32 protein-coding genes are annotated in these 26,037 nt (G+C 51.2%); 14 read left to right on the top strand and 18 right to left on the bottom strand.

Annotated features, from left to right (window positions below):
* Positions 1-9 precede the first annotated feature (9 nt).
* The 3 genes from AC0L73_RS02790 to tgt all read left to right on the top strand — a co-directional run bounded on the left by AC0L73_RS02790 (position 10) and on the right by tgt (position 2,714).
* A complete protein-coding gene (locus tag AC0L73_RS02790) occupies positions 10-492 on the top strand; it encodes a peptidylprolyl isomerase (protein WP_227950561.1) in 483 nt (160 codons plus the stop codon).
* 63 nt (positions 493-555) lie between these two features.
* Positions 556-1,587 (top strand): tRNA preQ1(34) S-adenosylmethionine ribosyltransferase-isomerase QueA, encoded by a 1,032-nt coding sequence (gene queA / locus AC0L73_RS02785; RefSeq protein ID WP_473654799.1) that lies wholly within the window; start codon positions 556-558, stop codon positions 1,585-1,587.
* Complete coding sequence (tgt, locus tag AC0L73_RS02780; RefSeq protein ID WP_227950565.1) at positions 1,584-2,714, top strand: tRNA guanosine(34) transglycosylase Tgt; 1,131 nt, start codon at positions 1,584-1,586, stop codon at positions 2,712-2,714. The genes queA and tgt overlap by 4 nt, the downstream gene beginning before the upstream one ends.
* 300 nt (positions 2,715-3,014) lie before the next feature.
* Here the strand turns inward: tgt and AC0L73_RS02775 are convergent, their stop codons facing one another.
* Positions 3,015-4,319, bottom strand: a complete 1,305-nt coding sequence (locus AC0L73_RS02775; protein ID WP_473654798.1) for a hypothetical protein — start codon at positions 4,317-4,319, stop codon at positions 3,015-3,017.
* A 119-nt stretch (positions 4,320-4,438) separates the two neighbouring features.
* Here AC0L73_RS02775 and AC0L73_RS02770 point away from each other — a divergent pair, with 119 nt between their 5' ends.
* Entirely contained in the window at positions 4,439-4,837 is a 399-nt protein-coding gene (locus AC0L73_RS02770; RefSeq protein WP_473654797.1) for a Spx/MgsR family RNA polymerase-binding regulatory protein, read from the top strand.
* Here the strand turns inward: AC0L73_RS02770 and AC0L73_RS02765 are convergent.
* The 10 genes from AC0L73_RS02765 to AC0L73_RS02720 form a co-directional block, all read right to left on the bottom strand.
* The gene (locus AC0L73_RS02765) at positions 4,834-5,670 is read right to left on the bottom strand and encodes a hypothetical protein (protein WP_473654796.1); all 837 of its coding nucleotides are present in this window, start codon (positions 5,668-5,670) and stop codon (positions 4,834-4,836) included. The two genes, AC0L73_RS02770 and AC0L73_RS02765, sit on opposite strands and share 4 nt — an antisense overlap.
* A 16-nt stretch (positions 5,671-5,686) precedes the next feature.
* Positions 5,687-6,331 carry a hypothetical protein gene (locus AC0L73_RS02760; protein ID WP_227950574.1) on the bottom strand — a complete coding sequence of 215 codons (645 nt, stop codon included), beginning with the start codon at positions 6,329-6,331 and terminating at the stop codon, positions 5,687-5,689.
* A 34-nt stretch (positions 6,332-6,365) separates the two neighbouring features.
* Complete coding sequence (locus AC0L73_RS02755; protein WP_227950576.1) at positions 6,366-7,061, bottom strand: ParA family protein; 696 nt, start codon at positions 7,059-7,061, stop codon at positions 6,366-6,368.
* A 191-nt stretch (positions 7,062-7,252) separates the two neighbouring features.
* Positions 7,253-8,002 (bottom strand): NAD kinase, encoded by a 750-nt coding sequence (locus tag AC0L73_RS02750; protein ID WP_473655407.1) that lies wholly within the window; start codon positions 8,000-8,002, stop codon positions 7,253-7,255.
* A 16-nt stretch (positions 8,003-8,018) separates the two neighbouring features.
* Positions 8,019-9,050: a GTP 3',8-cyclase MoaA gene (gene moaA, locus AC0L73_RS02745; protein WP_227950581.1), complete on the bottom strand. Its 1,032-nt coding sequence runs from the start codon at positions 9,048-9,050 to the stop codon at positions 8,019-8,021.
* Positions 9,051-9,108: 58 nt separating this feature from the next.
* Positions 9,109-9,321: a hypothetical protein gene (locus AC0L73_RS02740; RefSeq protein ID WP_473654795.1), complete on the bottom strand. Its 213-nt coding sequence runs from the start codon at positions 9,319-9,321 to the stop codon at positions 9,109-9,111.
* Positions 9,296-10,228: a DUF2336 domain-containing protein gene (locus AC0L73_RS02735; RefSeq protein ID WP_473654794.1), complete on the bottom strand. Its 933-nt coding sequence runs from the start codon at positions 10,226-10,228 to the stop codon at positions 9,296-9,298. Before AC0L73_RS02735 ends, AC0L73_RS02740 begins: the two co-directional genes overlap by 26 nt.
* A gap of 108 nt (positions 10,229-10,336) precedes the next feature.
* Positions 10,337-10,723 (bottom strand): ATP-binding protein, encoded by a 387-nt coding sequence (locus tag AC0L73_RS02730; protein WP_473654793.1) that lies wholly within the window; start codon positions 10,721-10,723, stop codon positions 10,337-10,339.
* Positions 10,724-10,755: 32 nt separating this feature from the next.
* Positions 10,756-11,952, bottom strand: coding sequence for a histidine kinase dimerization/phospho-acceptor domain-containing protein (locus AC0L73_RS02725; protein ID WP_473654792.1), 1,197 nt, complete (start codon positions 11,950-11,952; stop codon positions 10,756-10,758).
* 59 nt (positions 11,953-12,011) lie between these two features.
* Positions 12,012-13,163, bottom strand: a complete 1,152-nt coding sequence (locus tag AC0L73_RS02720; RefSeq protein WP_227950587.1) for a DUF2336 domain-containing protein — start codon at positions 13,161-13,163, stop codon at positions 12,012-12,014.
* A 443-nt stretch (positions 13,164-13,606) separates the two neighbouring features.
* Between AC0L73_RS02720 and AC0L73_RS02715 the strand changes: the two genes are divergently transcribed.
* Positions 13,607-14,116 carry a MarR family winged helix-turn-helix transcriptional regulator gene (locus AC0L73_RS02715; protein ID WP_473654791.1) on the top strand — a complete coding sequence of 170 codons (510 nt, stop codon included), beginning with the start codon at positions 13,607-13,609 and terminating at the stop codon, positions 14,114-14,116.
* A 131-nt stretch (positions 14,117-14,247) separates the two neighbouring features.
* A complete protein-coding gene (locus tag AC0L73_RS02710) occupies positions 14,248-14,616 on the top strand; it encodes a flagellar protein FlaG (RefSeq protein WP_227950591.1) in 369 nt (122 codons plus the stop codon).
* 19 nt (positions 14,617-14,635) lie between these two features.
* On the opposite strand, the gene AC0L73_RS02705 is transcribed toward AC0L73_RS02710, so the two are convergent.
* The 3 genes from AC0L73_RS02705 to AC0L73_RS02695 are packed head-to-tail and all read right to left on the bottom strand — an operon-like array spanning position 14,636 to position 16,581.
* On the bottom strand, positions 14,636-15,109 hold the full coding sequence (locus AC0L73_RS02705; protein ID WP_227950595.1) for a hypothetical protein: 474 nt from the start codon (positions 15,107-15,109) through the stop codon (positions 14,636-14,638).
* Between the two features lie 3 nt (positions 15,110-15,112).
* Entirely contained in the window at positions 15,113-15,421 is a 309-nt protein-coding gene (locus AC0L73_RS02700; RefSeq protein WP_227950597.1) for a rod-binding protein, read from the bottom strand.
* Positions 15,421-16,581 (bottom strand): flagellar basal body P-ring protein FlgI, encoded by a 1,161-nt coding sequence (locus tag AC0L73_RS02695; protein ID WP_227950599.1) that lies wholly within the window; start codon positions 16,579-16,581, stop codon positions 15,421-15,423. Before AC0L73_RS02695 ends, AC0L73_RS02700 begins: the two co-directional genes overlap by 1 nt.
* 234 nt (positions 16,582-16,815) lie before the next feature.
* Between AC0L73_RS02695 and AC0L73_RS02690 the strand changes: the two genes are divergently transcribed.
* Both AC0L73_RS02690 and dksA read left to right on the top strand, forming a co-directional pair.
* Positions 16,816-17,235, top strand: coding sequence for a flagellar assembly protein FliX (locus AC0L73_RS02690; protein ID WP_227950601.1), 420 nt, complete (start codon positions 16,816-16,818; stop codon positions 17,233-17,235).
* 185 nt (positions 17,236-17,420) lie between these two features.
* A complete protein-coding gene (gene dksA, locus AC0L73_RS02685) occupies positions 17,421-17,837 on the top strand; it encodes an RNA polymerase-binding protein DksA (RefSeq protein WP_227950603.1) in 417 nt (138 codons plus the stop codon).
* A 75-nt stretch (positions 17,838-17,912) separates the two neighbouring features.
* Here the strand turns inward: dksA and flgH are convergent, their stop codons facing one another.
* From flgH to flgF, 4 genes are read right to left on the bottom strand one after another with little or no spacing between them, the layout of a single operon-like run.
* Positions 17,913-18,671, bottom strand: a complete 759-nt coding sequence (gene flgH, locus AC0L73_RS02680; RefSeq protein WP_227950605.1) for a flagellar basal body L-ring protein FlgH — start codon at positions 18,669-18,671, stop codon at positions 17,913-17,915.
* An 11-nt stretch (positions 18,672-18,682) separates the two neighbouring features.
* Positions 18,683-19,654, bottom strand: a complete 972-nt coding sequence (flgA, locus tag AC0L73_RS02675; RefSeq protein WP_227950607.1) for a flagellar basal body P-ring formation chaperone FlgA — start codon at positions 19,652-19,654, stop codon at positions 18,683-18,685.
* Positions 19,655-19,681: 27 nt separating this feature from the next.
* Entirely contained in the window at positions 19,682-20,470 is a 789-nt protein-coding gene (gene flgG, locus AC0L73_RS02670; RefSeq protein WP_227950609.1) for a flagellar basal-body rod protein FlgG, read from the bottom strand.
* Positions 20,471-20,485: 15 nt separating this feature from the next.
* A complete protein-coding gene (gene flgF / locus AC0L73_RS02665; protein WP_227950611.1) occupies positions 20,486-21,208 on the bottom strand; it encodes a flagellar basal-body rod protein FlgF in 723 nt (240 codons plus the stop codon).
* Between the two features lie 310 nt (positions 21,209-21,518).
* Here flgF and AC0L73_RS02660 point away from each other — a divergent pair, with 310 nt between their 5' ends.
* The 6 genes from AC0L73_RS02660 to AC0L73_RS02635 all read left to right on the top strand — a co-directional run bounded on the left by AC0L73_RS02660 (position 21,519) and on the right by AC0L73_RS02635 (position 26,036).
* Positions 21,519-22,046 carry a flagellar basal body-associated FliL family protein gene (locus AC0L73_RS02660; RefSeq protein ID WP_473654790.1) on the top strand — a complete coding sequence of 176 codons (528 nt, stop codon included), beginning with the start codon at positions 21,519-21,521 and terminating at the stop codon, positions 22,044-22,046.
* A gap of 8 nt (positions 22,047-22,054) precedes the next feature.
* A complete protein-coding gene (gene fliM, locus AC0L73_RS02655) occupies positions 22,055-23,257 on the top strand; it encodes a flagellar motor switch protein FliM (RefSeq protein WP_473654789.1) in 1,203 nt (400 codons plus the stop codon).
* A 4-nt stretch (positions 23,258-23,261) separates the two neighbouring features.
* Positions 23,262-23,744, top strand: a complete 483-nt coding sequence (locus AC0L73_RS02650; RefSeq protein ID WP_473654788.1) for a DUF6468 domain-containing protein — start codon at positions 23,262-23,264, stop codon at positions 23,742-23,744.
* A gap of 14 nt (positions 23,745-23,758) precedes the next feature.
* Entirely contained in the window at positions 23,759-24,460 is a 702-nt protein-coding gene (locus tag AC0L73_RS02645; RefSeq protein WP_227950619.1) for a MotE family protein, read from the top strand.
* Positions 24,461-24,603: 143 nt separating this feature from the next.
* A complete protein-coding gene (locus AC0L73_RS02640; RefSeq protein ID WP_473654787.1) occupies positions 24,604-25,317 on the top strand; it encodes a hypothetical protein in 714 nt (237 codons plus the stop codon).
* Positions 25,314-26,036, top strand: coding sequence for an OmpA/MotB family protein (locus tag AC0L73_RS02635; RefSeq protein ID WP_473654786.1), 723 nt, complete (start codon positions 25,314-25,316; stop codon positions 26,034-26,036). The genes AC0L73_RS02640 and AC0L73_RS02635 overlap by 4 nt, the downstream gene beginning before the upstream one ends.
* Position 26,037 lies beyond the last annotated feature (1 nt).

The following is a 26,037-nucleotide window of genomic DNA, read 5'->3' as shown; positions in this document are numbered from 1 at the left end:
GAGAAAATAATGGCACGAGACCTTGAAAACACCCTCTATCTTGAAACAAAGGATGGTCGTGTCATCATTGAGATGCGCCCCGATCTTGCGCCGAACCACGTCGCACGGATCAAGGAACTGGCGCGTGAAGGCTTTTATGACGGCATTGTCTTTCATCGGGTGATTGATGGCTTCATGGCACAGACGGGCTGTCCGCAAGGCACTGGCACGGGCGGATCGGGACAGAATCTCTCATCCGAATTTTCCGACGAAGACCATATCGAAGGCACATGTTCAATGGCTCGCGCCGGTCATCCCGATAGTGCAGATAGCCAGTTTTTCATTATGTTCGACCGTGCGCCGCATCTGGATGGCCAATATTCTATCTGGGGTCAGGTAGTCGAAGGCATGGATGCCGTCCATAAGATAAAAAAGGGCAGCAGCATGGACAATGGCTCTGTTTCTGATCCGGACAAGATCATCAGCCTTAAAGTCGCGGTTGACGTCGAGTAACATTTTAATATTTCTGGGCACGAACGGCTTGGGTATCCAAGTCGTTCGTTTGCGTTTTAGATCATGAAAGTTGACGCATTTGACTTTATCTTGCCGACGGAGCTGATCGCCGATCGCCCGGCGGTTCCGCGTGAGGCGGCAAAGCTGTTAGTGGTTGGGGAAACGCTCAGCGATTTCACTGTCGCCGATCTGCCGGATCTCTTACGCGAAGGGGATCTGCTTGTCTTTAATGACACCAAGGTGATCCCGGCGCGTCTGCGGGGCACGCGGCGCACGGCAAAGATTGAGGTGACGCTGCACAAGAATGTTTCCGCCGATAGCTGGCATGCTTTTGCAAAACCGGCGAAGAAGCTAAAGACAAGCGATATCATAGAGTTCGCCGATGGTTTTACGGCGCTGGTGACAGATAAATTTGATGGCGGGGAGGTGGCACTTGCCTTCTCTACCTCTGGTCCTCAGCTGATGGAAAAGCTTATGGAGCATGGGGAAATTCCACTCCCGCCCTATATCAGCAGCCTGCGCGCTGTTGATGAGCAGGACAAGAGCGATTACCAGACAATCTTTGCGAAAGACGAGGGCGCGGTGGCGGCACCAACGGCGGGGCTTCACTTCACCGAAGCACTTCTGAAGAAATTTGCCGCAAAAAAGATCGATATGGTGACAACGACCCTGCATGTCGGAGCGGGAACCTTTCTGCCCGTTAAGGTCGATGATACCGATGATCATAAAATGCATGCAGAGCGCGGATTTCTGGACGAGGAAACAGTTCAAAAAATAAATGAAACACGTAGACGTGGTGGCCGCATCGTCGCGGTCGGAACAACCAGCCTTCGCCTGCTTGAGAGCGCGGCAGATGACGCAGGCGTCCTACATCCCTTTGAAGGGGAGACGGATATCTTTATCACGCCCGGCTATCGCTTCAAGGCGATTGATCTGCTGATCACCAATTTCCATCTTCCGAAATCGACGTTGTTTATGCTCGTCTCGGCTTTTTCCGGCCTTGAGACCATGCAGGGGGCCTATGCTCATGCGATCGCAGAAAAATACCGTTTTTATTCCTATGGCGACTGTTCGCTGCTATATCCGAAATCATGACAAACGCATTTGACTTCAATATTTCCGCCACCGATGGCGCAGCCCGGCGCGGGACCCTGAAAACCGCCCATGGGGAAATCCGCACACCGGCCTTCATGCCGGTTGGGACGGCGGCGACGGTGAAGGGGATGACACCCGAAGCGGTGCGCGAGACCGGGGCGGATATCCTGCTCGGTAACACCTATCACCTGATGCTGCGCCCGGGGTCGGAACGGGTAAAGCGCCTCGGCGGCCTACATAAATTCATGAACTGGGAACGGCCGATCCTGACCGATAGCGGCGGCTTTCAGGTGATGTCTCTGAATGAACTCCGCAAGATCGACGAGAATGGCGTAACCTTCAAGTCGCATATCGATGGGCAGCGGTTCGAGTTGACGCCGGAACGTTCCATGCAGATCCAGAATGATCTCGACGCTACGATCACCATGGCCTTCGACGAATGCACGCCTTATCCGGCGACAGAGGATGTGGCGGCAAGTTCCATGCGCCGATCCATGCGTTGGGCTGAACGCTCCCGCGAGGCTTATGAGCAACGGTCCGGCTATGGCCTGTTCGGCATTGTGCAGGGTTCGACATATGAAGACTTACGCCTTGAATCCATTGCGGCGCTGACCGGCATCGGGTTTGAGGGATACGCGGTCGGCGGCTTGGCTGTGGGCGAGGGGCAGGCGGAAATGTTTCGCACGCTGGAGTTTACGACGCCAGCACTGCCGCAGGACAAGCCCCGATATCTTATGGGGGTTGGCAAGCCTGATGATCTTGTCGGGGCAGTGATGCGTGGGATTGATATGTTTGACTGTGTGTTGCCAACACGCTCAGGGCGCAACGCACAAGGATTCACGCGCTATGGCACAGTGAATATCCGTAATGCCCGCCATGCGGATGATCCGCGCCCGCTGGATGAACGTTGCGGCTGCCCGGCTTGCCGGAATTACAGCCGCGGATATCTCCATCACTTGTTCAAGGCGAAGGAGATGCTGGGATCTATGCTGCTCACCTGGCATAACCTGCATTACTATCAAGAAGTTATGGCCGGAATGCGTGGTGCAATTGAAGAAGGCGCTCTCGCGGATTTTGCGCTTGATTTCTTTGCCATGCAGGCGGCCGGCGATATCGAGCCGATCTAGTTTTGATACGTCGGGGAAGGATGGTAATCGAAGCCATCTCTGCCTTTGAGGGGAGGGGTGGAATCGGCAAAAATAGCTTCGATCAACCTTGGACAGCTTTATCATCCGCCTCGAACTCTTAACATTGCGTTAACAAGTTACCGAGCCGGACAAATGGCCGCAAAGATGACGATTTTCGTCGATTTTTTATGCAATTTAGCTGTTTTTTTGACGTTTTTAGGATGAAAGCCACCCCGAAACGGCGTGATCGGGAAGAGATTTCTATATATGCGAGGCGATTCTTGTCATGGGAATCTACCTTTAAGTGCCTGTGGGTTTGGCGGGTTTCGAAGAAGAAGACATCTTCATCGGTTGATGTGGCTTGATGGCCGTTGCGGTCGAGCGGGAGGTCGTCACTGTGGAAATGATCTTATCAATCACATAGAAAATAAGCTCTACGCTATAGCCCGCAAGAAAAGCGATGGCGAGAGGACTGAAATTTGCGAGGCTGGACGAGCCGAGCTTGATCGTCGCGAAGGCGGAGGTGTTAGAGGTGAGGGAATATAGCTTGCTGGGCGCTTCGGTAAAAAAGAAGCTGGCCATGATTCCGGCAAGTGGGCCTTGCGTAATCCGAAGGCTGTAGTCGATATGGCTATTCATCGAAAAAGTCAGGTTTTCGATATCCTTTGGCAACTGTCGCAGAACATAGAAAGACGCCCCCAGCAGGCCGTAGAGTATTGGCAAAAAGTAAACCGAAATGGCATGCAGCACATATTGGGCGGACACATAATGAACATGAATTTTTGATTCCGGCGACAATTCACTATAGCCGGGCTTTTCCCATGTTTGCGCGCTGAAAAAGATGATCCGTCCCCAGAAACGATTCCAGTTTTTAAGTTCAATAATCTCCGCACTGCGCCATGCGATATATTCGTCGATCTGGCGATTGAGAGTTTGTATATCGACGGGATTTGACGAAGTTTTCGCAGTGATACCTGCAGTCGATCCAGTCGCCGCATCACTATCAGACAGGGCCTTTCCTCCTGCCTCTATTTTATTCTTATTTGAGAGATTACTGAGATTGCTCGACCGATTAGTGCCATTTTCATTGAATAGTTGATATTCCAGTTCATTGATCCGGTCAGACTGATATTTGATATCAAAGACAAGTGTATTCCCGATGGCCCAGAAAACCTGCAGCGCGATAAGGCTTAGCAAGGTGGTCAGCGATAGCATTTTGTAGCGAAAGGCCGATTTTCTGGAAAAGGACACATATGTACGCCCTTGCAAATATCCCCAGATGCCGGAGCGCAAACCGCGCATGTCATGGGTTGCGCGGACACTATCGATGGTAATCGGACTTAGCGTGCGCGAGAGGGTCTCGTAGGCGTGCCAGAAGCTATTGATAACATCAGATGTGAGAATGGCTTTGTCGAAGGCGTCGCTCGTCTCCAGAATGGTTCGGGTCACGTCCTCATCAATTTCTATGCCACGCTCTGCCGCCGTCATCATCAAGAGTTGGGAATCGACGAGGGATTTCTGCAGGATGGTTGAGGCGAGGGTCTGCCCCGGCGTTTCGCCATCCTGCGACTCATCCGCTGCTGAATTTTTTGAGAAATGACCCATTTAACGCTCCTTCCTAGCTGTGACGACAGTGAATGGCGGCCTGTGACTGAAAATCCCTGTTTTTGTGGCTTTTTAGGCGAAGAAAAAGAATTCACGCCGGAGGGTTGCCCCGCTTTGCCGTGGCACGCTACAAAGAGGCCAGATCGATTTTGAGGGAGACGCGCACCGTGATTATGTATGGGATTAAAAACTGCGATACCTGCAGAAAAGCGCTCAAATGGCTACAGGAAGAGGGGATAGCCAGCAAGTTTCACGATTTGCGAGCTGATGGGCTGCCGCCGGATGAGCTGGCGCAGTGGCTTGCCGCAATTGATCGCAATGTCCTGATTAACAAGCGCGGAACGACATATCGTCAACTTGACGATGCGGCGAAAGCGGCACTGGAAGGTGATGATCCATCAACGGCGATCCTCGCTCAACCGACCTTACTGAAACGACCAATTTTTTCAGATAACGGCCGATATCTGGTCGGCTTCAAGGAGCCAGAGAAAGAAACGCTGAAAAGCTGGGTGGATTAATCCAACTTTTGTACATAGCAAAGAACATGATCGACATCGACCTGGTTCTCACTGAGTGGCAGGGCGATCACGCGGAGCGGAATTTCATCGAAGGTGGACGGGAAGTGTTCGGTCCCGTGGGTTGGCTTGCCTGAATTGGCGACATCCCTTGCAAGGCCCAAGACCCAATCAACCACCATCGGTGTAAACTCAATATCCGAGGTGTATTTCTGATGTGGGTTCTCTGCCTGCGTAGCCTGCCGAACTTCACTTGCGAAACCATTTTCCAGCTGTAGACGACCGGCGACCCGATCGCAATGAACCAAGGTACAGTTTGGCCAGTATTTTCCGATCTTGGCTGTGTCCAGCTTCCGCCAGGTTGGGTATCGATTGCCGTCGCGTATCTCCATCCAATAAGAGAGAATATCCGGGGCGGCTGGCTTTTTCTTCTGCCATCCGGAGGTGGCGGCGGGACGGGCCCAATGCGCCCGACGCGGCGGGACGGCGGAAACGGGTTTGGGCTCAACGACGACTTCCTCGGCTACAGGAGGAGATGGCTTTTTCGCCTTTACTTGTTTTTTCGGGGAGGTCGCGCGGGGTTTTGCTTTTTTGCGAGACGGCGGCGGGGTGGCCTCTTCCACTTTCTGCGTGAAGACAGCCTCGGATGCGGATGGGGAGGGCTTGCTGGCCTCCAATTCCTCTGAAAGTGCCTGCAAACGGTCAGTAATATCGCCGGATTTCACCTTGCGTGGAGATGCAGCTTTATCTGTAGATCGTCGTACCTTGATCCGTGACAGTGAAGCTGCGTTAAGGCCGATTTCCAGCTCCTTATTTTCATCAATATTTTCACGCATGACTGAATACTTCCACTCAGAGGGACGACTTGTCCAAAACACAATTACAGGATTGCGGGAGGATCGCCGTTCCATGATTGGCGACATACTCTTCCAGAGCGGTTTCAAAGATCGACTGCGCAGACATCTGTGTATGCGCCGCGATAAGTTTGAGCTGCAAATGATCCTTGGGCGTCATGCGAACAGAAATCCGGATGCGGCCCAGGCCATCTTTCTTTAATTTTGAGACTTCTGCAGCAATTTCCTGCACCTTTTCATCCCCAATCGGCGTGATTTCCCGACGGCTAGACACTCCGTTTGTGGAGGGGCGGGAGATATTTGCCTGTTGATAGGATGGCGTGCCATTGCTGTCTGTCACGGCCTTTTTCGGCGTCGCGGTTTCCCGTGTCATGAAGGCCGGGACACTATCGTCAGAATCGAATTCGGGTGTCTCAGTGATGGTATCGGAGATGTCCTGCTCCGGTGTATCCGATGCTTCCTGCTCTGGCTCTGTATTATGCGGTTCGGCATACTCGCGCACCCTGTCATAGATGCGAGATACATGGCTGTTGCCGTCTTTTTTGTCGTCGTCGAGAAGGTTTTTCGGCGTCAGACGCGGCGAAGCCGGGGCGGCCTTACCCTTGGAGGCAATCAATGAACTGGATAGAAAAGCAGCTTTCATGACAAATCTTCTTCTTGTAAATGGCCGTCAGATATTAGTTGTATGCCGCACGATTGCTAGCGGGAGAGGCGGAAATATGATGTGCAGTCGGCATCGCGTGGTTGGTTTCCATGCGCGATAAACGCTCATCGATATAGGCCCAGAGCTTGGTGATCTCGTCACTTGATCGTGAACCGGGATTCAGTTCCATGGTCGTTCGGCCATCGATCATGCTGGAGGCGAAATCGACGCGCTGATGAATGATTGCCGGAGCAAGCGTCCCATGCTGGGAAAGCGCAATTGCGGCCTCGCTGGTGATCCGGGCGCGTGGGGTTGCGCCATTGACGACGAAAATCAACGGGGTATTCAGCCCTTCGGCCAGTTCCACTGTCGCCCCGACAGCCCGAAGGTCATGCGGACTGGGCCGGGTTGGAATGATAAGCAAGTCCGATAGCCCAATCACATTGGCAATTGTTGAGGTGATGGCGGGCGGCGTATCAACAAACAGCAATTTGATGCCCATCTTTTTCATCCGGCCAATATCCGCCTCAAGGCGTTCTACGGTCGTCCGTGCGAACAGCGGGGTTTCCGCCTCGCGTTCGTTCCACCATTCCGACAGGCTACCCTGGGGGTCTGTATCAACAAGCGCCACTGGGCCGCCGCCGGCCATTTCGGCCTGAACAGCTAGATGTCCGGCAAGTGTAGTCTTACCTGAACCACCCTTTTGTGATGCAACTGCAATAACCTTCATCAGAACTCTCCTGCACGGTTCTTTAAAACTGGAGAGGAAGAAACCGGTTTTTACAATCGGTTTTTCGCTCCAGCTGTTGTCTCATGGAGAAAAATTACCGATTAAAAATTAAGGAAGATTTACGAACTACGCCAAATCTTAGTCAAAAATTAGTAAAATTTTATAAAGCGTTAAGGCGCACGTCTTATCCGTTACAGAATGAACTGTTCGTCGAGGATCCGCTTTTCCAGATTATGCTCCGGATCGAACAGGAGACGCATGGTGATATCGCGTTTTTCCTCAACGGTAACTGTTGAAACATCCCGTACCTCCACCGCGTCCGCAACGGCACTGACCGGCCTTTTTGCGGCTTCGAGAACTTCCAACTCAATCCGCGCTTCCCGCGGGAGAATGGCGCCACGCCACCTTCTGGGGCGAAAGGCGCTGATCGGTGTGAGGGCGAGAACACCGGCATTTACCGGCAGGATCGGACCATGGGCGGAATAGTTATAGGCGGTGCTGCCCGCTGGCGTTGCCACCAACACTCCGTCACAGGTGAGTTCCGCGACCTTGACATGCCCATCGATTGATATGCGTATCTTAGCAGTCTGGCGGCTCTCTCGCAGCAGGGATACTTCATTGATGGCAAGGGCTTGTGTCTCTTTCCCATGCATATCAACAGCGACCATATGGAGGGGATGAAGCTTGGTGATTTCACCCGCCTTCAACCGTTCGATCAGGCCTTCTTCGCGGTAGGTATTGAGTAGAAATCCGACAGTTCCCTTGTTCATGCCGTAGATGGCAAGATTGGAGTCCATAAACGCATGCATGGTTTCCAACATGAACCCGTCCCCGCCAAGAGCGACAATAATTTCAGCATCTTTGGCAGGAATATCGCCATAGCGGGCTATCAGGCTTTCGCAGGCACTTTGCGCATCTTCCGATTCTGCTCGCAGTAAAATGTATTTTCATCTGCCGTTAGCCGCCCGTCACGCTCATATGGCGGGGAACCGCCGGGCGATCATCGGATTGCCGGTCGATAACGAAATCATGGCCCTTGGGCTTGCGACCAATGGCTTCATCAATTGCGGCGTCCAGAGCTTTAAGGCCGTTTTCGCCGCGCAGGACAGTTTTCAGGTTCGCGCTATCCTCCTGCCCGAGACACATATAGAGCATGCCAGTGCAGGTCAGACGGACCCGGTTGCAGCTTTCGCAGAAGTTATGGGTGAGCGGCGTGATAAAGCCGATCCGGCCACCGGTCTCCGCCACATCGACATAGTCAGACGGGCCGCCGGTGCGGTAGGTGGATGGCGTCAGGGTCCAACGCTCTGCGAGCTGTTTTTTCACTTGCGAGAGGGGGAGATACTGATCTGAGCGTTGTCCGTCGATAGTCCCCATGGGCATGGTCTCGATAAAGGTGATATCCATGCCCTCATCGCCAACCCATTGGATCATATCATTGAATTCATTGTCATTAAATCCCTTGAGCGCGACCGTGTTGATCTTGATTTTAAGCCCGGCATTCTTGGCGATGCGGATACTTTCCATCACCTTTTCAAAGTTGCCCCAGCGGGTGATATCCTGAAATTGATAGGGATTAAGGGTGTCGAGTGAGACATTCAGCCGCCGTACGCCAGCATCATATAATTCCGCGGCATACTTCCCAAGCTGGCTGCCGTTGGTGGTGAGGGTCAGTTCATCCAGTTCGCCACTTTTAATATAGAGGCCCAAATTTCGGAACAGCTCCATAATTCCCTTGCGGACCAGTGGCTCCCCGCCGGTAATACGGATTTTGCGCACGCCCTTGCGGATAAAGGCGGCGGAGACCATCTCCAGTTCTTCCAGGCTGAGAACGTCCTTTTTTGGCAGGAAGGTCATATTTTCCGACATGCAGTATTTGCAGCGGAAATCGCACCGATCCGTCACCGATACGCGGAGATAGTCGATTTTTCTGCCAAAGGGATCAATCACATTCATATTCCAGTCAAGAAGAGACGCGAAGCTTCTCATCTAAAAATATATTTTTAAATATGTTTTGCAAGCAATCATGGAAAAGAAGCGATGCCGACTAGGATATCTCGGCGTATCTGATTTTTCCAGACATGAAGTCTGCATTTTTAAGGGCGGCTTTGGCGGACTCTTGTGTCAGCAGATCGTAGAAATCCATCGACACCGATTTAGCAGGCGAAAGAATGGAGGCATTTTGTTCGCGAATGGAGGCGGTAAGGTCGTAAATTGATTTGAAAATGACCCGGTCAATGTCCAGTGCTGCGGCTGGCAACGGCGAGGATCTCCGGATTGTCTGCATAGATAATATTACGGATATCATCGCTTTCACCTTCCAAACCAAGCAGCTTTGCAAAGGAAAATTCAAATAGATCTATTTCCCCCTGATGCAGTGACTTGATCATAAAGCGAGGAGAGAGATCGCCGGACCTGTGGAGTTTTTCGACGAGGCGATAGGAGGGATCGCTATCCTTGGAGATGGCGTCGATGGTATCGTTGCGGTCATCGATATTAATCTCTAGGGCACGGACATCCACGTCAAAATTCTCGGCAATATACTCTCGTAAGGACATAGAGACCCAACGGTACATTTTCTCAGCGATTGGTTTGGGCAAGAAAGGTCGCTCCAGAAGTGGACGCTGATATTCTGGTATAAATTCTGACTGTTCTCCCAGATAGCTAAGCGTAAGGAGCGGCATCTGCGCGCTGTGATTCTTGAGCAGGGTGACGGTTATGTCCGGATCATTTATCTCGCAAAGCGCTGTGCAGAGATCTTCTCCAATATTGTCCCGCGCAGCAACGGCGAGCCGATGCTGATTGGAACGATGTTTGACAATATCCAGAAGATCACGCTCTGCCAGCAGGCCGCACCCCTGAAGGATCGGGAGCGCAACCTCTATCTCGTCATTGGCCAGAAACACCAGAAGGCTTTTCGGGATGTCCTCCCTAGGGGCCAATGTTTTCGCAAATTTTGCGCGGATCGATTTTTCGACATCACTGGTTATCCGACAGATGATATCGGCCATGATGTCTTTTTCAGAGTCGGAAAATTTCAGATGATCTTCAATGAGGAATTCACTGATCCGATTGTACAGGAATTCGCGCTTCTGCCGTGAGCTTGTCTCTGCTAGGTCGACAAGCATATTTAACGTTTCGATTTTTTCCTGAGCAGAAGCGGCCATAAAAACTTGTCCAAAGATTAGGATATTACAACCTTAGGATAAGTAGTTATTGTTAAAACTCTGTTAATTAGAGAGCTAAGATGACATATGAATCAGATAAAGAGGGGCTTAATGGGCGAGGGGCAGGCGAACCTTGAAGCGGCTGCCGTCTGACAAGCTGCTCTTCACTGAAATGTTCCCGCCCATGAGCCGCGCGAGTTTTAGCGAAAGCGTCAGGCCGAGGCCGACACCGTCTGTGCCTCGGCTGTAAACGCCTTCATGAGCCTGCTTAAAGGCTTCGAAGATTTTTTCCTGATCTTCCTCGGCAATGCCCGGCCCAGTATCCCAAACTGTTATGTCCACAAAGGCATCATCAATAATGTCATATTCGATACCAATTGTACCGCCGCGCGGCGTAAATTTCACCGCATTGCCGATAATATTGACAAGAATTTGCAGGCAGCGGGTCGGATCAACCGCGAGTTTGATGTCCTCCGTGATTCGAGTGCCGATCATCTCGAGATTCTTCTCTTGCGCATGATTTTGTATCAGAACATAGGCGTCGGCCACCATGCCGGCGAGGGGGTAGGCACAATCTCGATCGGGATTTTATCGCTCTCGATGCGGGCGATATCCAGAATGTCTTCGATTAGGCTCAACAGATGCTTACCGGAATTCAGGATGTCACCGACATACTCCCGGTATTTATCACTGATCGGACCAAAGGTTTCAAGGCCAATGACTTCGGCAAAACCGATAATGGCGTTGAGCGGCGTGCGCAGTTCATGACTCATATTGGCAAGGAATGTATCCTTGGCTTTTGCAGATTCTAGTGCTTTCTTAGCAGTTACTTCCAACTGCATGTTTTTCTTGGTAATTTCGTTAATCGCCTGTTCCAGGTCGGCTTTCGAGGACATAGCCTCGTCCTCCGCGAGAAGGCGCGCAGTGATATCGTCGCTCGTCCCGCGATAGCCGACAAATCGACCTTTGTCATCGAAAACGGGAACACCGGACATATTGAAAATCTTGTAAGCGCCGCTGGTGTCCTGAATTTCAAGCGGGATCGAGCGGAATGGCACATGCTGTTTCATGGCGCTCTCGGCCCGATTACTACCATCTGCCTCCGGTTTGAACACGCCTAGATCGGCAAGGCTCTTGCCTTTCAGCAACATCGGCGGCAGGCCCACGGCCTGTACGGCCCGGTCAGAAACAAATGTTAATTGTCCATCCGCATTTGTTTCCCAGATCCAGTCAGAGGCCGCGCGGGTAATGTCAAGAAACCGTCGCTTTTCTTCTCTCAATTTGGCTTCCGCATTAACCTGGCGGGTGGAATTGATGAAGCTGCCGCAAATGGCGATCAATTGATCATCGTCATCAAAAATCGGGAAATGACGGGAAAGAAAATATTCAGGTTCTTTCCCGGTCATGAGCGCGAGCTGCCGGGTTTCGGTTTCATGCGTCTCGGCGATACGGATGACGATGTCGAGATGATCCTGCGGCAGGGTCGGGAGGATTTTATCCTCTACTCGCTGCGCGGCACCGGGGCGAAAATGTGTACGATATCCGCTGTTGGCGTATATAACAGTCCCATCCGGGCGTGCCATATACATCGGGGGGGCTTGTTCGAAAACAGCGTCAAAAAACTCCCGGCTGATAATACCCTGCATCGACGAGTTATCTGAGCCGTTGTTGTTTTTGGCATCGGTATGAAGCGATACAACGCTTCCTTGCCCCCGTTCCGTCATTTACTCAATACATGCAATCCGACATGTTCCCTTGTACGCATTTACACCACACGCGAAAATCATAAGTAAACCCGGTCGTCATCAAGATCGGCATCGAGTTGTTCAACAATTTCCGTATAGTCACGCTCCAACTGCCAGAAGCGTAACGTCATTTTCGCGTTCTTTGTAGAAATTTTATCATAAAATTTCATAATAATCTCTACTTCTTCCGGTCGTGTTGACTTTTTTATTGTTTTATTGTGGGAAATATTGCGGGTTAGAAGGTAAATAGTGGAAAAAGAGTTTCGGCTGAACTCCAGCGCCTTGAGGACGACGATCAAAGCCTCGGCATTGGGATCATAGATAAATCGGCTGATTTTCCGGTAATCCAGCCCGGAAAGTTCTGCAAGGCCGATCACAAACAGCCGTATCTGACGACCGCGCAAGGATTGCACCAGAAATTTCTCGTTCAGCTCTTTGCGTTTCGATAGTTCAGCAATCAGTTTGTCCGCGTTGGAACTTTTCTCATCGATATCATAGCGATATTCAGTTTTCGCCGCCGCGACGATCTTCTCATTGAGCTCCAACTCGTCAATCTCGAAATTCTCCAGGATATGTCGGCGCAGCGCCGCCGATACCCACCAGAACATCTTATGGGCAAGATCCGAGGGGATGTCGTGCCGCGCGATCAACGGTTCCTGAAAGCGGTCAATACGGCGGGATTCCTCGACCAGATATTCCATGCTGTCGCGGGAGATCTTGGCGTCACCATTTTCGATCAGATGAGAAATCACATCCTCGTCGCCGTGGCTGATGAGCATATCGCTTAGCGTCGTGTTCAGGTCGTCCCGCTCGGCAATGGCGAGCATATGCTCCTTCCCGCGGTTCTGGATAATTTCGATCAGGTCGGGTTCCGCCAGGAGATGACTCTTGAACAGAATAGGGCGGGCAACTTCAATTTCGTCATTAGCTAGCAGCGTAATCAACCCATGGGGCACATTCTCATGATCTGCCAGTTCCTCTGCCAAATTCTGGCGCAGCGTTGTTTCAATCTCAGTGAGAAGCTTTGTCAGAATGCTGACAATGAGCGCATGTTCTTGCTCGCTCAAACGCTCTTCGTCCTGCATGAACAGATCGCTGATGTTATTGAAGAGCTGATGGCGGCCGCGCTTGCTACTGTCTTTCGACAGAGCAACCAATCTGGCGAGCTCATCATCGTGACCTTCAGTCATGTTAATTCCGTTTCCATCTTTTGATACCGGCCCATCGTGATCACCGGTTTTGTCCAAGACGGGTTAATTCAGGCAGGCCCGACATACCCGGCAGGACGATTTTTTTGCCCGTACAAGTCGATATTAACGTGTCAACATGCGGCATTGACATTAAATTCCCGTTAATTGCGCGACCCATTCCGCCAAAAAGTGGTGACGTTTCCATAATTTTGCCGTGAACAGAAGTATTATTCTATCTCACTTTGGCATTGATGAAAGCTGTGCAATGATTGAAATCACCATAAAAACGATGATTTTCGGAGGATTTATGTCGATATCTCCTCTAGTTCGTCAAGAATTTTTAACATTTTACAATTCGTTAAGATTGTCAGGGCAGAATAAGCCAGATTTCCGAGAGCATAATTTTTCAATAATGCGTATACCCGTTGATTTAAGGAAATAATGTGACTGAAGAATATCATGAGCTCACCAGGTTGATTGAGCGGCTCCACCGCCGCTTTCTCGATGTTTTACGGACAGAGCTGACACTTATGGAGATTACGGACATCAACGCCGTTCAGGCCCTGCTTCTTGCCAATATTGGCGATGAGGAAATCAATGTCCGCGAGCTTATGTCCCGCGGATATTACCAGGGATCTAATGCGTCCTACAATCTGAAAAAGCTTGTTGAAATGGGCTATCTTCTTCAGGAAAAATCGGAACGTGACCGGCGCGCTACAATGATTAAGCTCTCTGAAAAGGGGCTTGATATGGTCGAAAAACTAACTTTGGTGGAACAGAAGCAGTCGGACCTTCTCGCGCGTTCCAATCCGGCGCCCGACATTGCCGAAACCCGCAAGCATTTGCGGCAGATTGAGCAGAATCTGGACGGATTATATACAGTATGGCGCCCAGTAGCAGCCTCATCTCTTCCCATTTTAATACCGATTAACGCCCGATTTTTCTCCTATTAGAACTACCTAAGGTGGGATGGGTGGTGGGCGTTAACTTTTTGTTAAGAAATTTCAGCTAGCTTTGTGACTTACGGTTCGCCGTGAATAGAATATTTGAGTTTATTTAAGCCCTGAAGGAGAGGAGTTGCGTTATGGACGTAACCCCATTCGGAAAACAAAACGCGATACTTTCCACGCCGCAGACCGGTGCTTCCGCTGCGAACCATAATACTTTGGCCAAGTCTACGCGCGATGATAGGTCTCTGTCGCTGGCGTCAGATGCTAACGTTACGGACCCCGTAAAGCGTGCGGAAGAGGCCATTGGCGGTTTCTTCGCTGATTCGAATTACCCTTCCGGTCGCTTTTCGATTGATCAGGACAAAGAAAGCGGCAGATATGTTTATCGTCTTATCGATCGCAATACGGACGAAGTGTTGAAGCAGTTCCCCGGTGATTACGTGCTGCGACGCGTTGCCTATTATCGCGAATTGCAGGGTCTCGCCGTTAACAGCGAAGTCTGAAAGCCGCCCCATTTCCCTCTCAAATAACCTGATTGATGGCAATCGCGCCGTTTATTGTGCGCGCGTTCCTGTTCGATAAAGGATTGGCAACGCTTGCGCGGGACGTATAGGCGCTTGGCGGCGCTTTTTTCTTTGCCACCTCATCCGCGACTGACTTAACCAGACCTTCCGTGACTGTTCTGGCGGTAGAGAGTTTCCTGAAATGGCGATCAAGAATGCCATAGAAGATTTCGCTCGTCTGCTTGAGGTGGTCGATGTCTGCCTTGGGAAACGCCTTGAAGGCATCCGGGTTCTTTTTCACGAGAGACATCTGCTGGTTATAGATCGCGATTAGGCGGGTTTTTTCATTCAGTGTTGCCTTGAAGCCATCCGGATTATTCTCATGGAGGAGCTTGTTCTCTTGCTCAAGAATGTCACTCAGCCGCGCGATTAGGCGGGCCAATGCTTCGGGGCTCATCAGAATTGGGCCGCTGGTTTGGGTGTCTACGGTCATCTTTTATACCTCCTGCAGTGCCAGCATTTCGCGATAAACAGCATCGGCAATGCCGACGCTGCTATTGCGGCTCATGGACTTGGCATGTTCATCGTTGAGCATGGAACGGAACATCTTTTCGGATTCGCCGCCACCAAAGGTCTTGTCTACCTCCAGTCCTGAGGACATGGAGTTCAGAACCTGACTAAGAAAGAAGGCCTCAAACTCGATGGCGGTTTGCCTTATCTTCTCGTTTTCTCCTGCGCCGCCATTTTTGCCGTTCGCGCCGGTATCGACGATAAAGTTCGGATTCGTAGCTTGAATATTGGTCATTACATTAACTCGATATCAGCCTGCAGAGCACCTGCGGCCTTGATTGCCTGAAGGATGGAGATCATATCTCGCGGACCAATGCCGAGTGCGTTCAGTCCGTCAACAAGATCCTGAAGGCGAACACCTTCTTTCAGGATGGTTAGCTTTTTGTCACTGTCATCATCCACCTCGATATTGGTCCGCGGGACAACAACAGTTTCGCCTGTTTCAGAGAAGGGGGCCGGTTGCGAGACTTGCGGTGTCTCGGTAATACGCACCGTCAGGTTCCCCTGGGCGATAGCGACTGTATCTACCTTGACCTCGCTGCCGATCACGATAATGCCGGATTGTTCGTCAATGACGACACGGGCGGTCTGGTCGGGGTTGACCTGCAATTGTTCAATATCCGCCAGCAAATCGACCATATTATCGCGCTCACTGCCCGCAAGATTAAGGACAACCGTTGACGGATCAGTTGGTTCCGCGACCGGCTTGCCAATATATTTATTAATCGCGCCGGCGATCCGGCGGGAGGTGGTCAGATCCGGATTACGAAGAGAAATACGCAGGCTTGTCAGAGACGCGAGATCAAAGCCGAGTTCGCGTTCAACGATCGCCCCGTTTACAACGCGGGCTGTCGTCGGGACACCACGGGTAATGCTTTCCGCTGCGCCACCGGCGGCAAATCCGGCAACGGTCAGCGTGCCTTGCGCGACCGCATAAACTTCACCATCAGCTGCCATCAGAGGTGTTACGACCAGCGTTCCGCCCATCAGGTTTGTGGCGTCGCCCAAGGAGCTGACAACGATATCGATTTTCGTACCCTGACGCTGAAACGGGGGCAGGGTGGCCGTTACAACCACCGCCGCAACGTTCTTCGTCTTTAGCGTTTCACCACTTGTGTTTACGCCGAGGCGCTCCAGCATGGCGGTTAGGCTTTGCTCGGTAAACGGTGAGTTGGACAGAGAGTCTCCTGTTCCGTTCAGCCCGACAACTAGACCGTAACCAACCAGGATGTTGTCTCGAATACCTTCGAATTCGGCGATATCTTTTACGCGCGAAGCGGCATTGGCCGCGTCAAACGACCAGAATAGGCAGCTAAGTGCGACAAAAACGGCCGTCAAATGCCGTGATTTTACCTTCAACTGAGCTGAGATATGTTGGACTAATTTCAAGGCCATCAATAAATTCCGTTCTTCGATATCCAAAATTTTCTAATTTCAGGATTAGTAAAGCGAAAAACGTGCCAGTTTCTTTGTTGATTAATATGTTGATTTATATGGATAAAATTACAATACTCTTGCAAAGTCGGGAAAACGGGGCAATATCTTCCCCTTGACCGGGAAAGAATGTCCCTTGAGAATGGAATTCGGCAATATTTGTCATTTCAGAAGTGACGGGGTAACGGTTCTAATATGAAAGTGGGCGGATCAGGTCGGGCAACTGCGGCATCCGGCAGCAAAGGCGGCAAGGCGTCGCAAAAATCCGGCGAAAAATTTTCGGTTGAAAGTGACGCGGTGGAAGCTGCGGTTGGCGGTGGTGTCTCTTCATCTTCTCCTATTGGCTCAATTGACGCATTGGTCGCCCTGCAAGGGGTTGATGACAGATTGCCGAAAGGGAACAAGAGAGCGCTGGACAAGGGGCATGATCTTCTTGAAAAACTGGAATCCATTCGCGATGGACTGCTGATGGGGACTTTATCTGCGGACAAACTCAAGCAGCTGCAGGAAACCCTGTCCGGTTATAATGTCTCCGATGCCGATCCGGCATTGCAGCAGATTGTCAAGGATATCGAGGTGCGGGCCGCGGTTGAACTCGCCAAATTCGGCTATTGAGGTTTTTTTCAAGTCGGATGATGTATTTTTATTTGATAACCCATTGATTTTCATAAGCCCTTCATAAATATTTTATCACTATCGAATAGGTTGTTGCTAATAAAGCCGCGATCTTATATTTATTGCCGTTAATTTTTTAGATGTCCGTGTTGAGACATTTGATATATGGGAACTGGAGTCGCTTAATGAACGTTCAAATTCCTGATGACTATCGCCCGTCCGAGGACGAGCCCTTCATGAATTCTCGCCAGCAAGAGTATTTTCGCGCCAAATTATTGAAATGGCGGAATGAAATACTTGCTGATGCGAACCAGACAATCCTGAGTTTGCAGGAAGAAACTGTGAAAGAGCCAGATATCGCAGATCGCGCCTCTACGGAGTCGGAACGGACGCTGGAACTACGCACTCGTGACCGGCAGCGAAAACTTATCGGCAAGATTGATTCAGCGCTGAGGCGGATTGACGAAGGTCAGTATGGCTATTGCGTGGAGACGGGTGAGCCGATCTCCCTCAAACGGCTGGAAGCCCGTCCGGTTGCAACACTCAGCCTGGAAGCACAGGAGCGGCATGAACGCCGTGAGAAAAGTTATCGCGACGACTAAGCCTCCTTCAGCCAGGATAAGACAACAAAAAAGCCGGTTCGATATGAACCGGCTTTTTCTGTTTCAGGGTCTTCCTTAGAAGGGGAAGATGATGTCAAAGAGTTGCTGACCATAACGTCCCTGCTGGACATCGGTCAGATGACCACGGCCACCGTAGGCAATACGGGCTTCAGCAATCTTCGCCGACTCAATCGTGTTGGAAGATGTAATATCCTCCGGCCGGACAACGCCTGTCACAGATAGATCACGGCTTTCGAAGTTCACACGAACTTCCTGACGGCCAACAATGACCATATTCCCGTTGGGGAGAATTTGGGTGACGATGGCGGCAATCTCCATATTGATGGTTTCGTTCCGGTTGACAGCGCCGGATCCACTAACGCTATGATCACTGCCAAGATCGATCAGGGCGCTGGCGTCGGTTCCTTCAGGAAGAATTTTGGTCACCTGTGATTCTAACCCGAGAAATCCGGCAAAACCAGCTTCCTCAGAGCTTGCCCGCGTCGTATCAGTGGAATTATTTAGCGTGGCCTTGTCCTCAATCTCAACAAGCACGGTCACGATATCGCCGACCTGGTTTGCCCGCTGGTCCTTGAAGAAGGCCTTTGAGCCGGGCCGCCAGAGGGAGTTGGCCTGTTGCAACACGGGTTCTGGGCGAGGCATCGGCATAGAGACCGGCTGATAGCCTTTCTGGGTGACTGGGTTCTCGATTTGGGAAAGCGGCGGCTCGCTGCCGATATTTGCGAGGCGAGTAAAGAAGTTACAGCCCGAAAGAGCGACCCCAAGACCAACCACTATAAGGAGGCGAATAATCGTTGTCATATAGTTCGTCATGGAACGTTCCTCTAGTTCTTGATGCTGCTGGCGGAGGCCAACTGCGGCTGGCGGGTGATGATACGTACTTCCTGTGCGCTTATCACCTGGGCCTGAATAACCTTGCGGCTGTTAATGTTTTCAACTCGGATCACGTCCTCTTCCCCGCCGGATTCCAGGGTGCGACCTGTAACGGTGAGATACATGCCTCCCTGTTGCAGGATGACGGCAACCAACTTGCCTTTTTCCACGAGCACCGGATCACCTAGGTTGCTCATGCTAATGGGCAGGCCAGAGCGAACGGAGCGCCGAGGACTCTTACCGATCAGCAGCGCGGCATCGGTAACAATTTGTCGGCCTATTTTGCTGCTGCGCTCTGCTTTATAGTCGATGTCGCTTTCGCGGATTTCTTCACCTGCGGATTTGAAACGCTTGAGGACCGGTACCATCATCTGTGCATGCACCTGTCCGCTCAACCGGATACGCTGACCGTTCTCGGAATGGGCGGGCGCGAGGATTTCGACTACGAACTGACCGCTATCGCGATTGATGAAAAGATTCTCAACTGAGACCGTCTGCTGTTCATCCGCCGCAATCTGGATATTCAGATTTTGTGTTGCCAGGTTCATTTCGAAAAGATCCAGATCCAGTTCATACTCAAGTGCAGCACGAATTTGATCGGAAATGACCTGTTGCGGAATGCTGGAGCCGACGCGGCGGACAGTTATTCGACGGATCGGATTTGCCGGGCGCCATTCAAGTCCTTCTGCATGAACATAACGTGCAACCGAGATAGCCTTGAACACCGTTGATTTTCCGGGCGCAGGTGCGGGCGCGATAACTTGGTCGGCCTTTTCGCCGGTGCCGAGGAAAAGATCGCCAAGGGTAATCTGTTCCCCTTCAACCGCGATGTCGCGGCGGAGGGTGATCGTCTCTCCGGCAACTGAAACGGCCGGAGCAGTGAGTGCGATCGTCAAGGTAAGTATGAGTGCAATGTATTTCATAGCGATTTCTTTCATTCTAGAAAGTTTCTATCGACCAAGCTGGTTGGTAACCGACATCATTTCATCGGCGGCAGTAATGGTTTTCGAGTTCATCTCATAGGCACGCTGCGCACTGATGAGCTGGGTGATTTCCTGCACCGCGTTTACGTTGGACATTTCAAGATATCCCTGACGCAGGGTGCCAAAACCGGTGGAGCCAGGAACACCAATTGTCGGCGCGCCGGAGGCCGTGCTTTCCTGATAAAGGCTATCACCAAGAGGTTGCAGACCGCCTTCGTTGAAGAAGATGGCGAGATCAAGCTGCCCTACGGTCTGCAGGTTTACCTGACCGTCGATCTGCACTTCCACTTCACCGCTTGGGTTAATGGTCACGCTGGTGGCGTCTTGCGGGATAGTGACACTGGGAATGACGGAAAAGCCATCCTGCGTCACGATTTCACCTGTGGGGCTCAGCTGAAAGGAACCCGCACGACTATAGGCTTCATCTCCGCTCGGGAGTAGGACACGAAAGTAACCTTCGCCCTGAACCGCAAGATCATAAGTATTGCCCGTTGATTCCAGGCCGCCCTGTTCGGTGATGCGGTAGACCGACGCAGTTTTCACGCCAACACCGATCTGGATACCGGCGGGAACAATCGTTCCTGCGTCGGAGGATGCCGCGCCGGCACGTTCCATGTCCTGATAGAGTAGGTCCTGAAATTCCGCGCGTTGGCGCTTAAAGGCGGTAGTGGTCATGTTGGCGATGTTATTGGAGATAACATCCACGTTAAGCTGCTGGGCCAACATACCTGTGGCGGCAATACCGAGTGCTCGCATTATCGTCTTCCTTCTTTACTGTAGTGTTGGCATTTCTTCGATGGTTTTCATCTGCAGGTCATGTTCAGAATCCAGCAGTTGTTGGGCCGACTGATAGGCACGCATGATGTCGATCATCGCGGTCATTTCCAGAATGGGCTGGACGTTCGACTTTTCCAATGTGCGCTGCATGATGTTGACATCAACCGCGGCCTCAGGCCGGAAATCTTCCGCATCATAAAGGCCGTTACCGACCTGTTTCAGAATTTGCGGATTTTCGAAATTGACCAGACCGATCTTTGCTGTCTGTCCTGGGGCTGTCGTGACCGTACCATCCGGTGCGATGGAAACTTCCTGGAATTGGAGGTCTATGGTGATTTTACGATTGTTCTCATCCAGCAGGGCCTCATTATTGATGGTGACAACATTTCCGTCGGGATCAAGGCGGAAGCTGCCATTGCGTGTATAGCGAATGCCTTCAGCTGTTTCGATGGAGAAATATCCCTCGCCGCTGATGGCAAGATCAAGCGGCCGTCCAGTATGTGTGAACTCGCCTTCGCGCAAATCACGATAGCTGCCGTAATCCTGAACATAAGAGACGTCGTCCTGGTTCGCGCGCTCTACAAGGAACTCCTCAAAAAGGGGATGTTCACTCTTGAAGGCCGTCGTATTGACGTTTGCAAGGTTGTTTGCGGTCATGTCGAGGCGCCGTTTCAGCGCCATCTGCTGTGACAATCCAATAAAAACTGCGTTTTCCATATCTCTGCCTTTCTGGCACAAATTGATCTGCCCAGTTATATGCAGACCCCATGCCAGAAAAAAATACTAATAAAAACAATATGTTGAGTTTGAGTTTGGCGGTATTGGCAGGCAGTCTGGGGTGTAAATACGACCACCATCGGCAATTTTTTCCCCCTAAATAAGGTTGAGGCACACCGGATTGGCATTTTCCCATATAAATTGCGATTTTCCGTAAAAGATTTGGCTAATCTCAACCTCTTGTTAACCAAAGCGGCCTACTCTGTGACCTGTTATTAAAGGTCTAATTCGTTGAGGGTAAAAACGAACAATGGTTGACGAGACAGAAGAAGAGGCGCTGGACGCCGATCAGGAAGAAGACGGCGAGCCGAAGAAAAAGAAGAAATTTAGCGGTAAGGTTCTGGTTCTGTTTGTTCTGCTTCCCTTGCTGGTCGTCGGTGGCGGCGCGGGTGGTGCCTATTTCGCAGGTGTATTCGATACGCCGGAACCAACGGAAGAGGAAATCGCCGCAGAGGCCGCTGAGGTCAACAAGAAAGTGGTTTTCTACGATCTGCCAGAAATGCTTGTCAATCTTAACTCCGCTAATTCATCAAGCAGCTTTTTGAAGCTTGGTGTTTCGCTGGAACTGGAAGATGAAACCACGATTCCGGATCTGGAACTTTTGATTCCGCGGATCATGGATAATTTTCAGGTTTACCTGCGTGAACTCCGGAAAGAAGACCTGAACGGCTCTCAGGGCGTATTCCGCCTGAAGGAAGAATTGCTGATGCGGATCAATAGTTCGGTCGCGCCTGTCAAAGTGAACGACGTGTTGTTTAAAGAAATGCTGGTGCAGTAGGAAAATTTATGTCTGATCAAGACGACGAAATGGATATGGCCGCTGCGATGGCCGCTGAAGACGACGGTGAGATGGACATGGCCGCCGCGATGGCCGCTGAAGACGACGGTGAGATGGACATGGCCGCCGCGATGGCCGCCGATGATGACGGCGAAATGGATATGGCCGCGGCAATGGGCGGTGATGATGATATGGCCGCTGCGATGGAGGGAGGCGACGACGCTTCCTCCGCCGCTGAAATGAGCGGCCACAGCACACGTGTTCTTAACCAGGACGAAATCGACAGCCTGCTTGGCTTTGACATGGATGGCGGCGAGGGGGGTGAAAACTCTGGCATCAAGGCCATCATCAACTCTGCGCTGGTCAATTATGAACGTCTCCCCATGCTGGAGGTTGTGTTTGATCGTCTAGTCCGGATGATGACGACGTCGCTGCGCAACTTTACATCTGATAACGTGGAAGTCAGTCTTGATAACATCACCTCCATCCGGTTTGGTGATTATCTCAACTCTATTCCGCTTCCCGCAATTTTGAGCGTTTTCCGCGCCGAAGAGTGGGATAACTTTGGCCTGATCATGGTCGAAAGCTCCCTGATTTACTCAATCGTTGACGTACTGCTCGGCGGGCGTCGAGGTACGGCGGCAATGCGGATTGAAGGTCGCCCCTATACGACGATTGAGCGCAATCTGGTCGAGCGGATGATATCTGTTGTTCTTAACGACATGACCGGCGCGTTTGAACCTCTAAGCCCAGTAACCTTCCGTCATGAGCGGATTGAGACCAACCCGCGCTTCGCGACGATTGCGCGCCCGGCGAATGCAGCGATCCTGATCAAGCTCCGTATTGATATGGAAGATCGCGGCGGACGCATTGAAATGCTTTTGCCCTATGCCACACTTGAACCGGTTCGTGAGTTGCTTCTGCAGATGTTTATGGGGGAGAAATTCGGCCGTGACAGCATTTGGGAAAACCATCTGGCCACCGAGCTTTGGTCAACCGAGGTAGATATCCAGGCTGTTCTTGATGAGAAAAAGATGTCTCTCAGTGAGGTTTTGAATCTCGGTATTGGCGATACGGTCATGTTCAATGCGTCGCCAGACAGCCCGACGACCCTACGATGCGGTGGCATTTCGATGGTCTCAGGCAAGATGGGTCGATCCGGCCAAAATATCGCCGTTAAGGTTGATAAGTCACTCAGACCTATGGGTTAGAATAATGATGGATAATATGCCCCTCGATTTTCTGCTTAACTTGTTTCTTGTCGGCTTGCTGCTGGCGACAATCGCTTACTGCGCCATGTTGAACAAGCGATTGTCCAATATGCGTGATGCCCATTCGGAATTGCGTCAATTGACGGAAGAGTTTGACAAAGCGCTTGTTCGATCGAAAAGCGGCGTGGATGAGCTGAAACTGCTGGCGGCGACAACCGGGAAACAGTTTAATGCCGAAATCAAGCAGGCCAAGGAACTCATAGAAGAATTACAACTTATCAATGCGTCCAGCACGCGTATTGCGGACCGTCTTCAGAAGGGCGTGGAATCCTCGTCCAAGCGGGAAATAACCGGCATTTATGACGATGATCCCGCCGGCCTTTTCGACGATGAAGATGTCGTGCCTGCGCGTCCGGCAGAAGAACCGGCGAAGTTCCGCACTGAGGCGGAAAAAGAGCTTTTTGACATGCTGACTAAGTCGAAGTGAGACAGGGTTTTTTCATGATGAAACATATTCGCATATTGCCGATAACAGTCGTTGCACTGGTTCTGATATTCGGTCTCAAGCTGAGCGCTGTCTGGACGGGCGCGCAGGGCGTTCTCTTCGACGTTGATGTGGCAACGGCTCAAGCCAGTGACAAGACCGAGGAGGCTGAACCAGAAGAAGCAGCCGCAGTGGAAGATGAGAAAATGGACGCGGCTGAAGAAAGTGCACCGACCGTCGAGCCTGTGAAAGAGGCGACGGTTGCCTCAGCCGACCCGAACGGCTCACAGCAGTTTTCAAAGAGTGAAATTGAGGTTCTAGAGCGTCTGGTTGACCGCCGGGCGGAGTTGGACCGTCGCGGTGAAGAACTGGATATGCGTGATAATCTGCTCAAGGCGACAGAATCTCGCATTGACGAAAAAATCAGTGAATTGAAAGAGATGGAGACAACTCTTAAATCTCTTCTTCAAATGCATGACGAGCAGGAAAAGGCCCAAATGGAGAGCCTGGTCAAGATCTATGAGAAAATGAAGCCCAAAGACGCAGCGCGCATTTTCAACGAGCTTGAAATGGATATCCTCATTGATGTTGCGAGTAGCATCAAGGAATCAAAAATGGCGCCAATTCTTGCGGCGATGAACAGTAAACGGGCGAATATGCTGACCGTTGAACTGGCCACCCGCCGCCAGCTTCCCGGGGAGGAAGAAGGTAAGAGCTAATCCGTCGGCTAAGTACTTTTTATCATTATTGAAATTCGTGAGAATTAGTTCTCCTCTTTACCGCTGATTAACCATTGCCGGGTAAAATTTGCCTATCTTGAAGCGCTAATGATGCGCAGCCGTAAGAATAGGCAGGAAACCGGGTGACTGGAACGGACAATAAAATATCGGTGGAAATCGACATGGGTGAGCCGATGACAGGCCCGGCGATTGAGAAAAACGCCAATGCCGTCGTCTTTGTGTCGCTCTATCTGCTGTTGCTCGCCTTCTTCATTTTCCTGCACTCCGTCTCTGTTCTGCAAGAAGAACGTGTCCGGACAGTTCTTGGCAGTGTGAATATCGCCTTTGCAGGCTTGTCCCGTGATACCCCGGCGGATCGGCAGAAGAAACTTTCCGGCGAAGAACAGGGCACGCAAGACTTTCACGCAAAACTCAAAAATGTATTTGAAACGGCGGTCCCACTTGTTGAATCCCGTTTTACAAAGGGCGGCACGCGGCTTCAATTCTCTGTTCCCGTTCGTCAACTGTTTGGCTATCGCAGTCTGGAGTTGCGCGACACATTTGGCTCTTTTCTCGATGATGTTGCCGCGACATTGATTGCACGTAACAATAACGTTTCGACTGATCTTGAAATTCTTATCGGCTCCGGCGTTGATCTGCCGAAGCTTGCGAATGTTTCCGATGACATCGCCGCGCAGCGGGTCAGCCATCTTTCTCAGGTTTTGATGGAGGCGGGGGTGCCCTCTCGCAATATATCGATTGGTGTGGCCGCAGGGGATGCAGGGCTAATTCATTTCAGCTTTTTTCTGCGGCCGTCGCTTACCTTTCAGTTCCGGCCGGAGGAAGGTGCACCATGACTATTATCGGCCTGAGTTATGAAAAATCACCGACCACCAGCACGGCATGGATGACGTCGCTCGCCGATTTGTTGGCGCTGCTGCTCGCATTTTTCGTGCTGATGTTTTCGATGAGTGAAATCAAGGTCGACCGATGGCAGACCTTGACCGAAACTTTCGGTAACAAGATGAGCGACGTTACTGATCTGGTCACCAAGACAGGCGAAGCTGAAAAAAACATGTCGATGATCAATGAGCCCAAGGCTATTGATCTTGCCTATCTTGAGCATATTCTGAACGGTAAAAAGCAGCAGAGCGAGCTTCTCGCGAATGTTGATATTTTTCGTGCCGACGATCGTCTGATCATTTCTCTTGCCGGCTGGGATTTCTTCAAGCCGGGAACCGAAAAGGAAGGCGGCGAGGTTGTTGAAGTGATCGACATGATCGGTAGTACGCTCCATCACGTTAATAATCAGGTCGAGGTTTATGGGCATACGGATCCGGACCCGATCACTTCTCCGACGGCAAAATATTCGAATAACTGGGCGCTGTCGCTGGCCCGTGCGCTGTCGGTGGCAAATGAGTTGGAACGCTCCGGATATGATTATCCGATCCGGGTTTACGGCATGGCGGATTCCCGCTTTAGTGAACTAATTTTTGTGGACGACAAGGTTAAAAAATATGCTTTGGCGCGACGTGTGGACATCGTTGTGCGTGAAGCTGAGGGTCGAGGGAAGTAAG

It is taken from the genome of Sneathiella sp. D3-11 (assembly GCF_055809395.1).
The sequence above is the reverse complement of the archived record's forward strand: the minus strand, read 5'-3'. Positions and strand labels throughout refer to the sequence as shown.

What these genes read in the sequence shown, in the direction of transcription:
- AC0L73_RS02755 (WP_227950576.1), bottom strand. Translation starts at nt 7,061, where the DNA reads ATGAAGGTTATTGCAGTTGCATCACAAAAGGGTGGTTCAGGTAAGACT.
- tgt (WP_227950565.1), top strand. Translation starts at nt 1,584, where the DNA reads ATGACAAACGCATTTGACTTCAATATTTCCGCCACCGATGGCGCAGCC.
- AC0L73_RS02760 (WP_227950574.1), bottom strand. Translation starts at nt 6,331, where the DNA reads ATGAAAGCTGCTTTTCTATCCAGTTCATTGATTGCCTCCAAGGGTAAG.
- AC0L73_RS02690 (WP_227950601.1), top strand. Translation starts at nt 16,816, where the DNA reads ATGAAAGTGGGCGGATCAGGTCGGGCAACTGCGGCATCCGGCAGCAAA.
- AC0L73_RS02660 (WP_473654790.1), top strand. Translation starts at nt 21,519, where the DNA reads ATGGTTGACGAGACAGAAGAAGAGGCGCTGGACGCCGATCAGGAAGAA.
- AC0L73_RS02790 (WP_227950561.1), top strand. Translation starts at nt 10, where the DNA reads ATGGCACGAGACCTTGAAAACACCCTCTATCTTGAAACAAAGGATGGT.
- AC0L73_RS02765 (WP_473654796.1), bottom strand. Translation starts at nt 5,670, where the DNA reads ATGCGTGAAAATATTGATGAAAATAAGGAGCTGGAAATCGGCCTTAAC.
- AC0L73_RS02635 (WP_473654786.1), top strand. Translation starts at nt 25,314, where the DNA reads ATGACTATTATCGGCCTGAGTTATGAAAAATCACCGACCACCAGCACG.
- AC0L73_RS02700 (WP_227950597.1), bottom strand. Translation starts at nt 15,421, where the DNA reads ATGACCAATATTCAAGCTACGAATCCGAACTTTATCGTCGATACCGGC.
- flgG (WP_227950609.1), bottom strand. Translation starts at nt 20,470, where the DNA reads ATGCGAGCACTCGGTATTGCCGCCACAGGTATGTTGGCCCAGCAGCTT.
- AC0L73_RS02720 (WP_227950587.1), bottom strand. Translation starts at nt 13,163, where the DNA reads ATGACTGAAGGTCACGATGATGAGCTCGCCAGATTGGTTGCTCTGTCG.
- AC0L73_RS02705 (WP_227950595.1), bottom strand. Translation starts at nt 15,109, where the DNA reads ATGACCGTAGACACCCAAACCAGCGGCCCAATTCTGATGAGCCCCGAA.
- fliM (WP_473654789.1), top strand. Translation starts at nt 22,055, where the DNA reads ATGTCTGATCAAGACGACGAAATGGATATGGCCGCTGCGATGGCCGCT.
- AC0L73_RS02650 (WP_473654788.1), top strand. Translation starts at nt 23,262, where the DNA reads ATGATGGATAATATGCCCCTCGATTTTCTGCTTAACTTGTTTCTTGTC.
- flgF (WP_227950611.1), bottom strand. Translation starts at nt 21,208, where the DNA reads ATGGAAAACGCAGTTTTTATTGGATTGTCACAGCAGATGGCGCTGAAA.
- AC0L73_RS02735 (WP_473654794.1), bottom strand. Translation starts at nt 10,228, where the DNA reads ATGGCCGCTTCTGCTCAGGAAAAAATCGAAACGTTAAATATGCTTGTC.
- dksA (WP_227950603.1), top strand. Translation starts at nt 17,421, where the DNA reads ATGAACGTTCAAATTCCTGATGACTATCGCCCGTCCGAGGACGAGCCC.
- flgH (WP_227950605.1), bottom strand. Translation starts at nt 18,671, where the DNA reads ATGACGAACTATATGACAACGATTATTCGCCTCCTTATAGTGGTTGGT.
- AC0L73_RS02730 (WP_473654793.1), bottom strand. Translation starts at nt 10,723, where the DNA reads ATGATCGGCACTCGAATCACGGAGGACATCAAACTCGCGGTTGATCCG.
- AC0L73_RS02645 (WP_227950619.1), top strand. Translation starts at nt 23,759, where the DNA reads ATGATGAAACATATTCGCATATTGCCGATAACAGTCGTTGCACTGGTT.
- AC0L73_RS02775 (WP_473654798.1), bottom strand. Translation starts at nt 4,319, where the DNA reads ATGGGTCATTTCTCAAAAAATTCAGCAGCGGATGAGTCGCAGGATGGC.
- AC0L73_RS02725 (WP_473654792.1), bottom strand. Translation starts at nt 11,952, where the DNA reads ATGACGGAACGGGGGCAAGGAAGCGTTGTATCGCTTCATACCGATGCC.
- AC0L73_RS02695 (WP_227950599.1), bottom strand. Translation starts at nt 16,581, where the DNA reads ATGGCCTTGAAATTAGTCCAACATATCTCAGCTCAGTTGAAGGTAAAA.
- moaA (WP_227950581.1), bottom strand. Translation starts at nt 9,050, where the DNA reads ATGAGAAGCTTCGCGTCTCTTCTTGACTGGAATATGAATGTGATTGAT.
- AC0L73_RS02710 (WP_227950591.1), top strand. Translation starts at nt 14,248, where the DNA reads ATGGACGTAACCCCATTCGGAAAACAAAACGCGATACTTTCCACGCCG.
- flgA (WP_227950607.1), bottom strand. Translation starts at nt 19,654, where the DNA reads ATGAAATACATTGCACTCATACTTACCTTGACGATCGCACTCACTGCT.
- queA (WP_473654799.1), top strand. Translation starts at nt 556, where the DNA reads ATGAAAGTTGACGCATTTGACTTTATCTTGCCGACGGAGCTGATCGCC.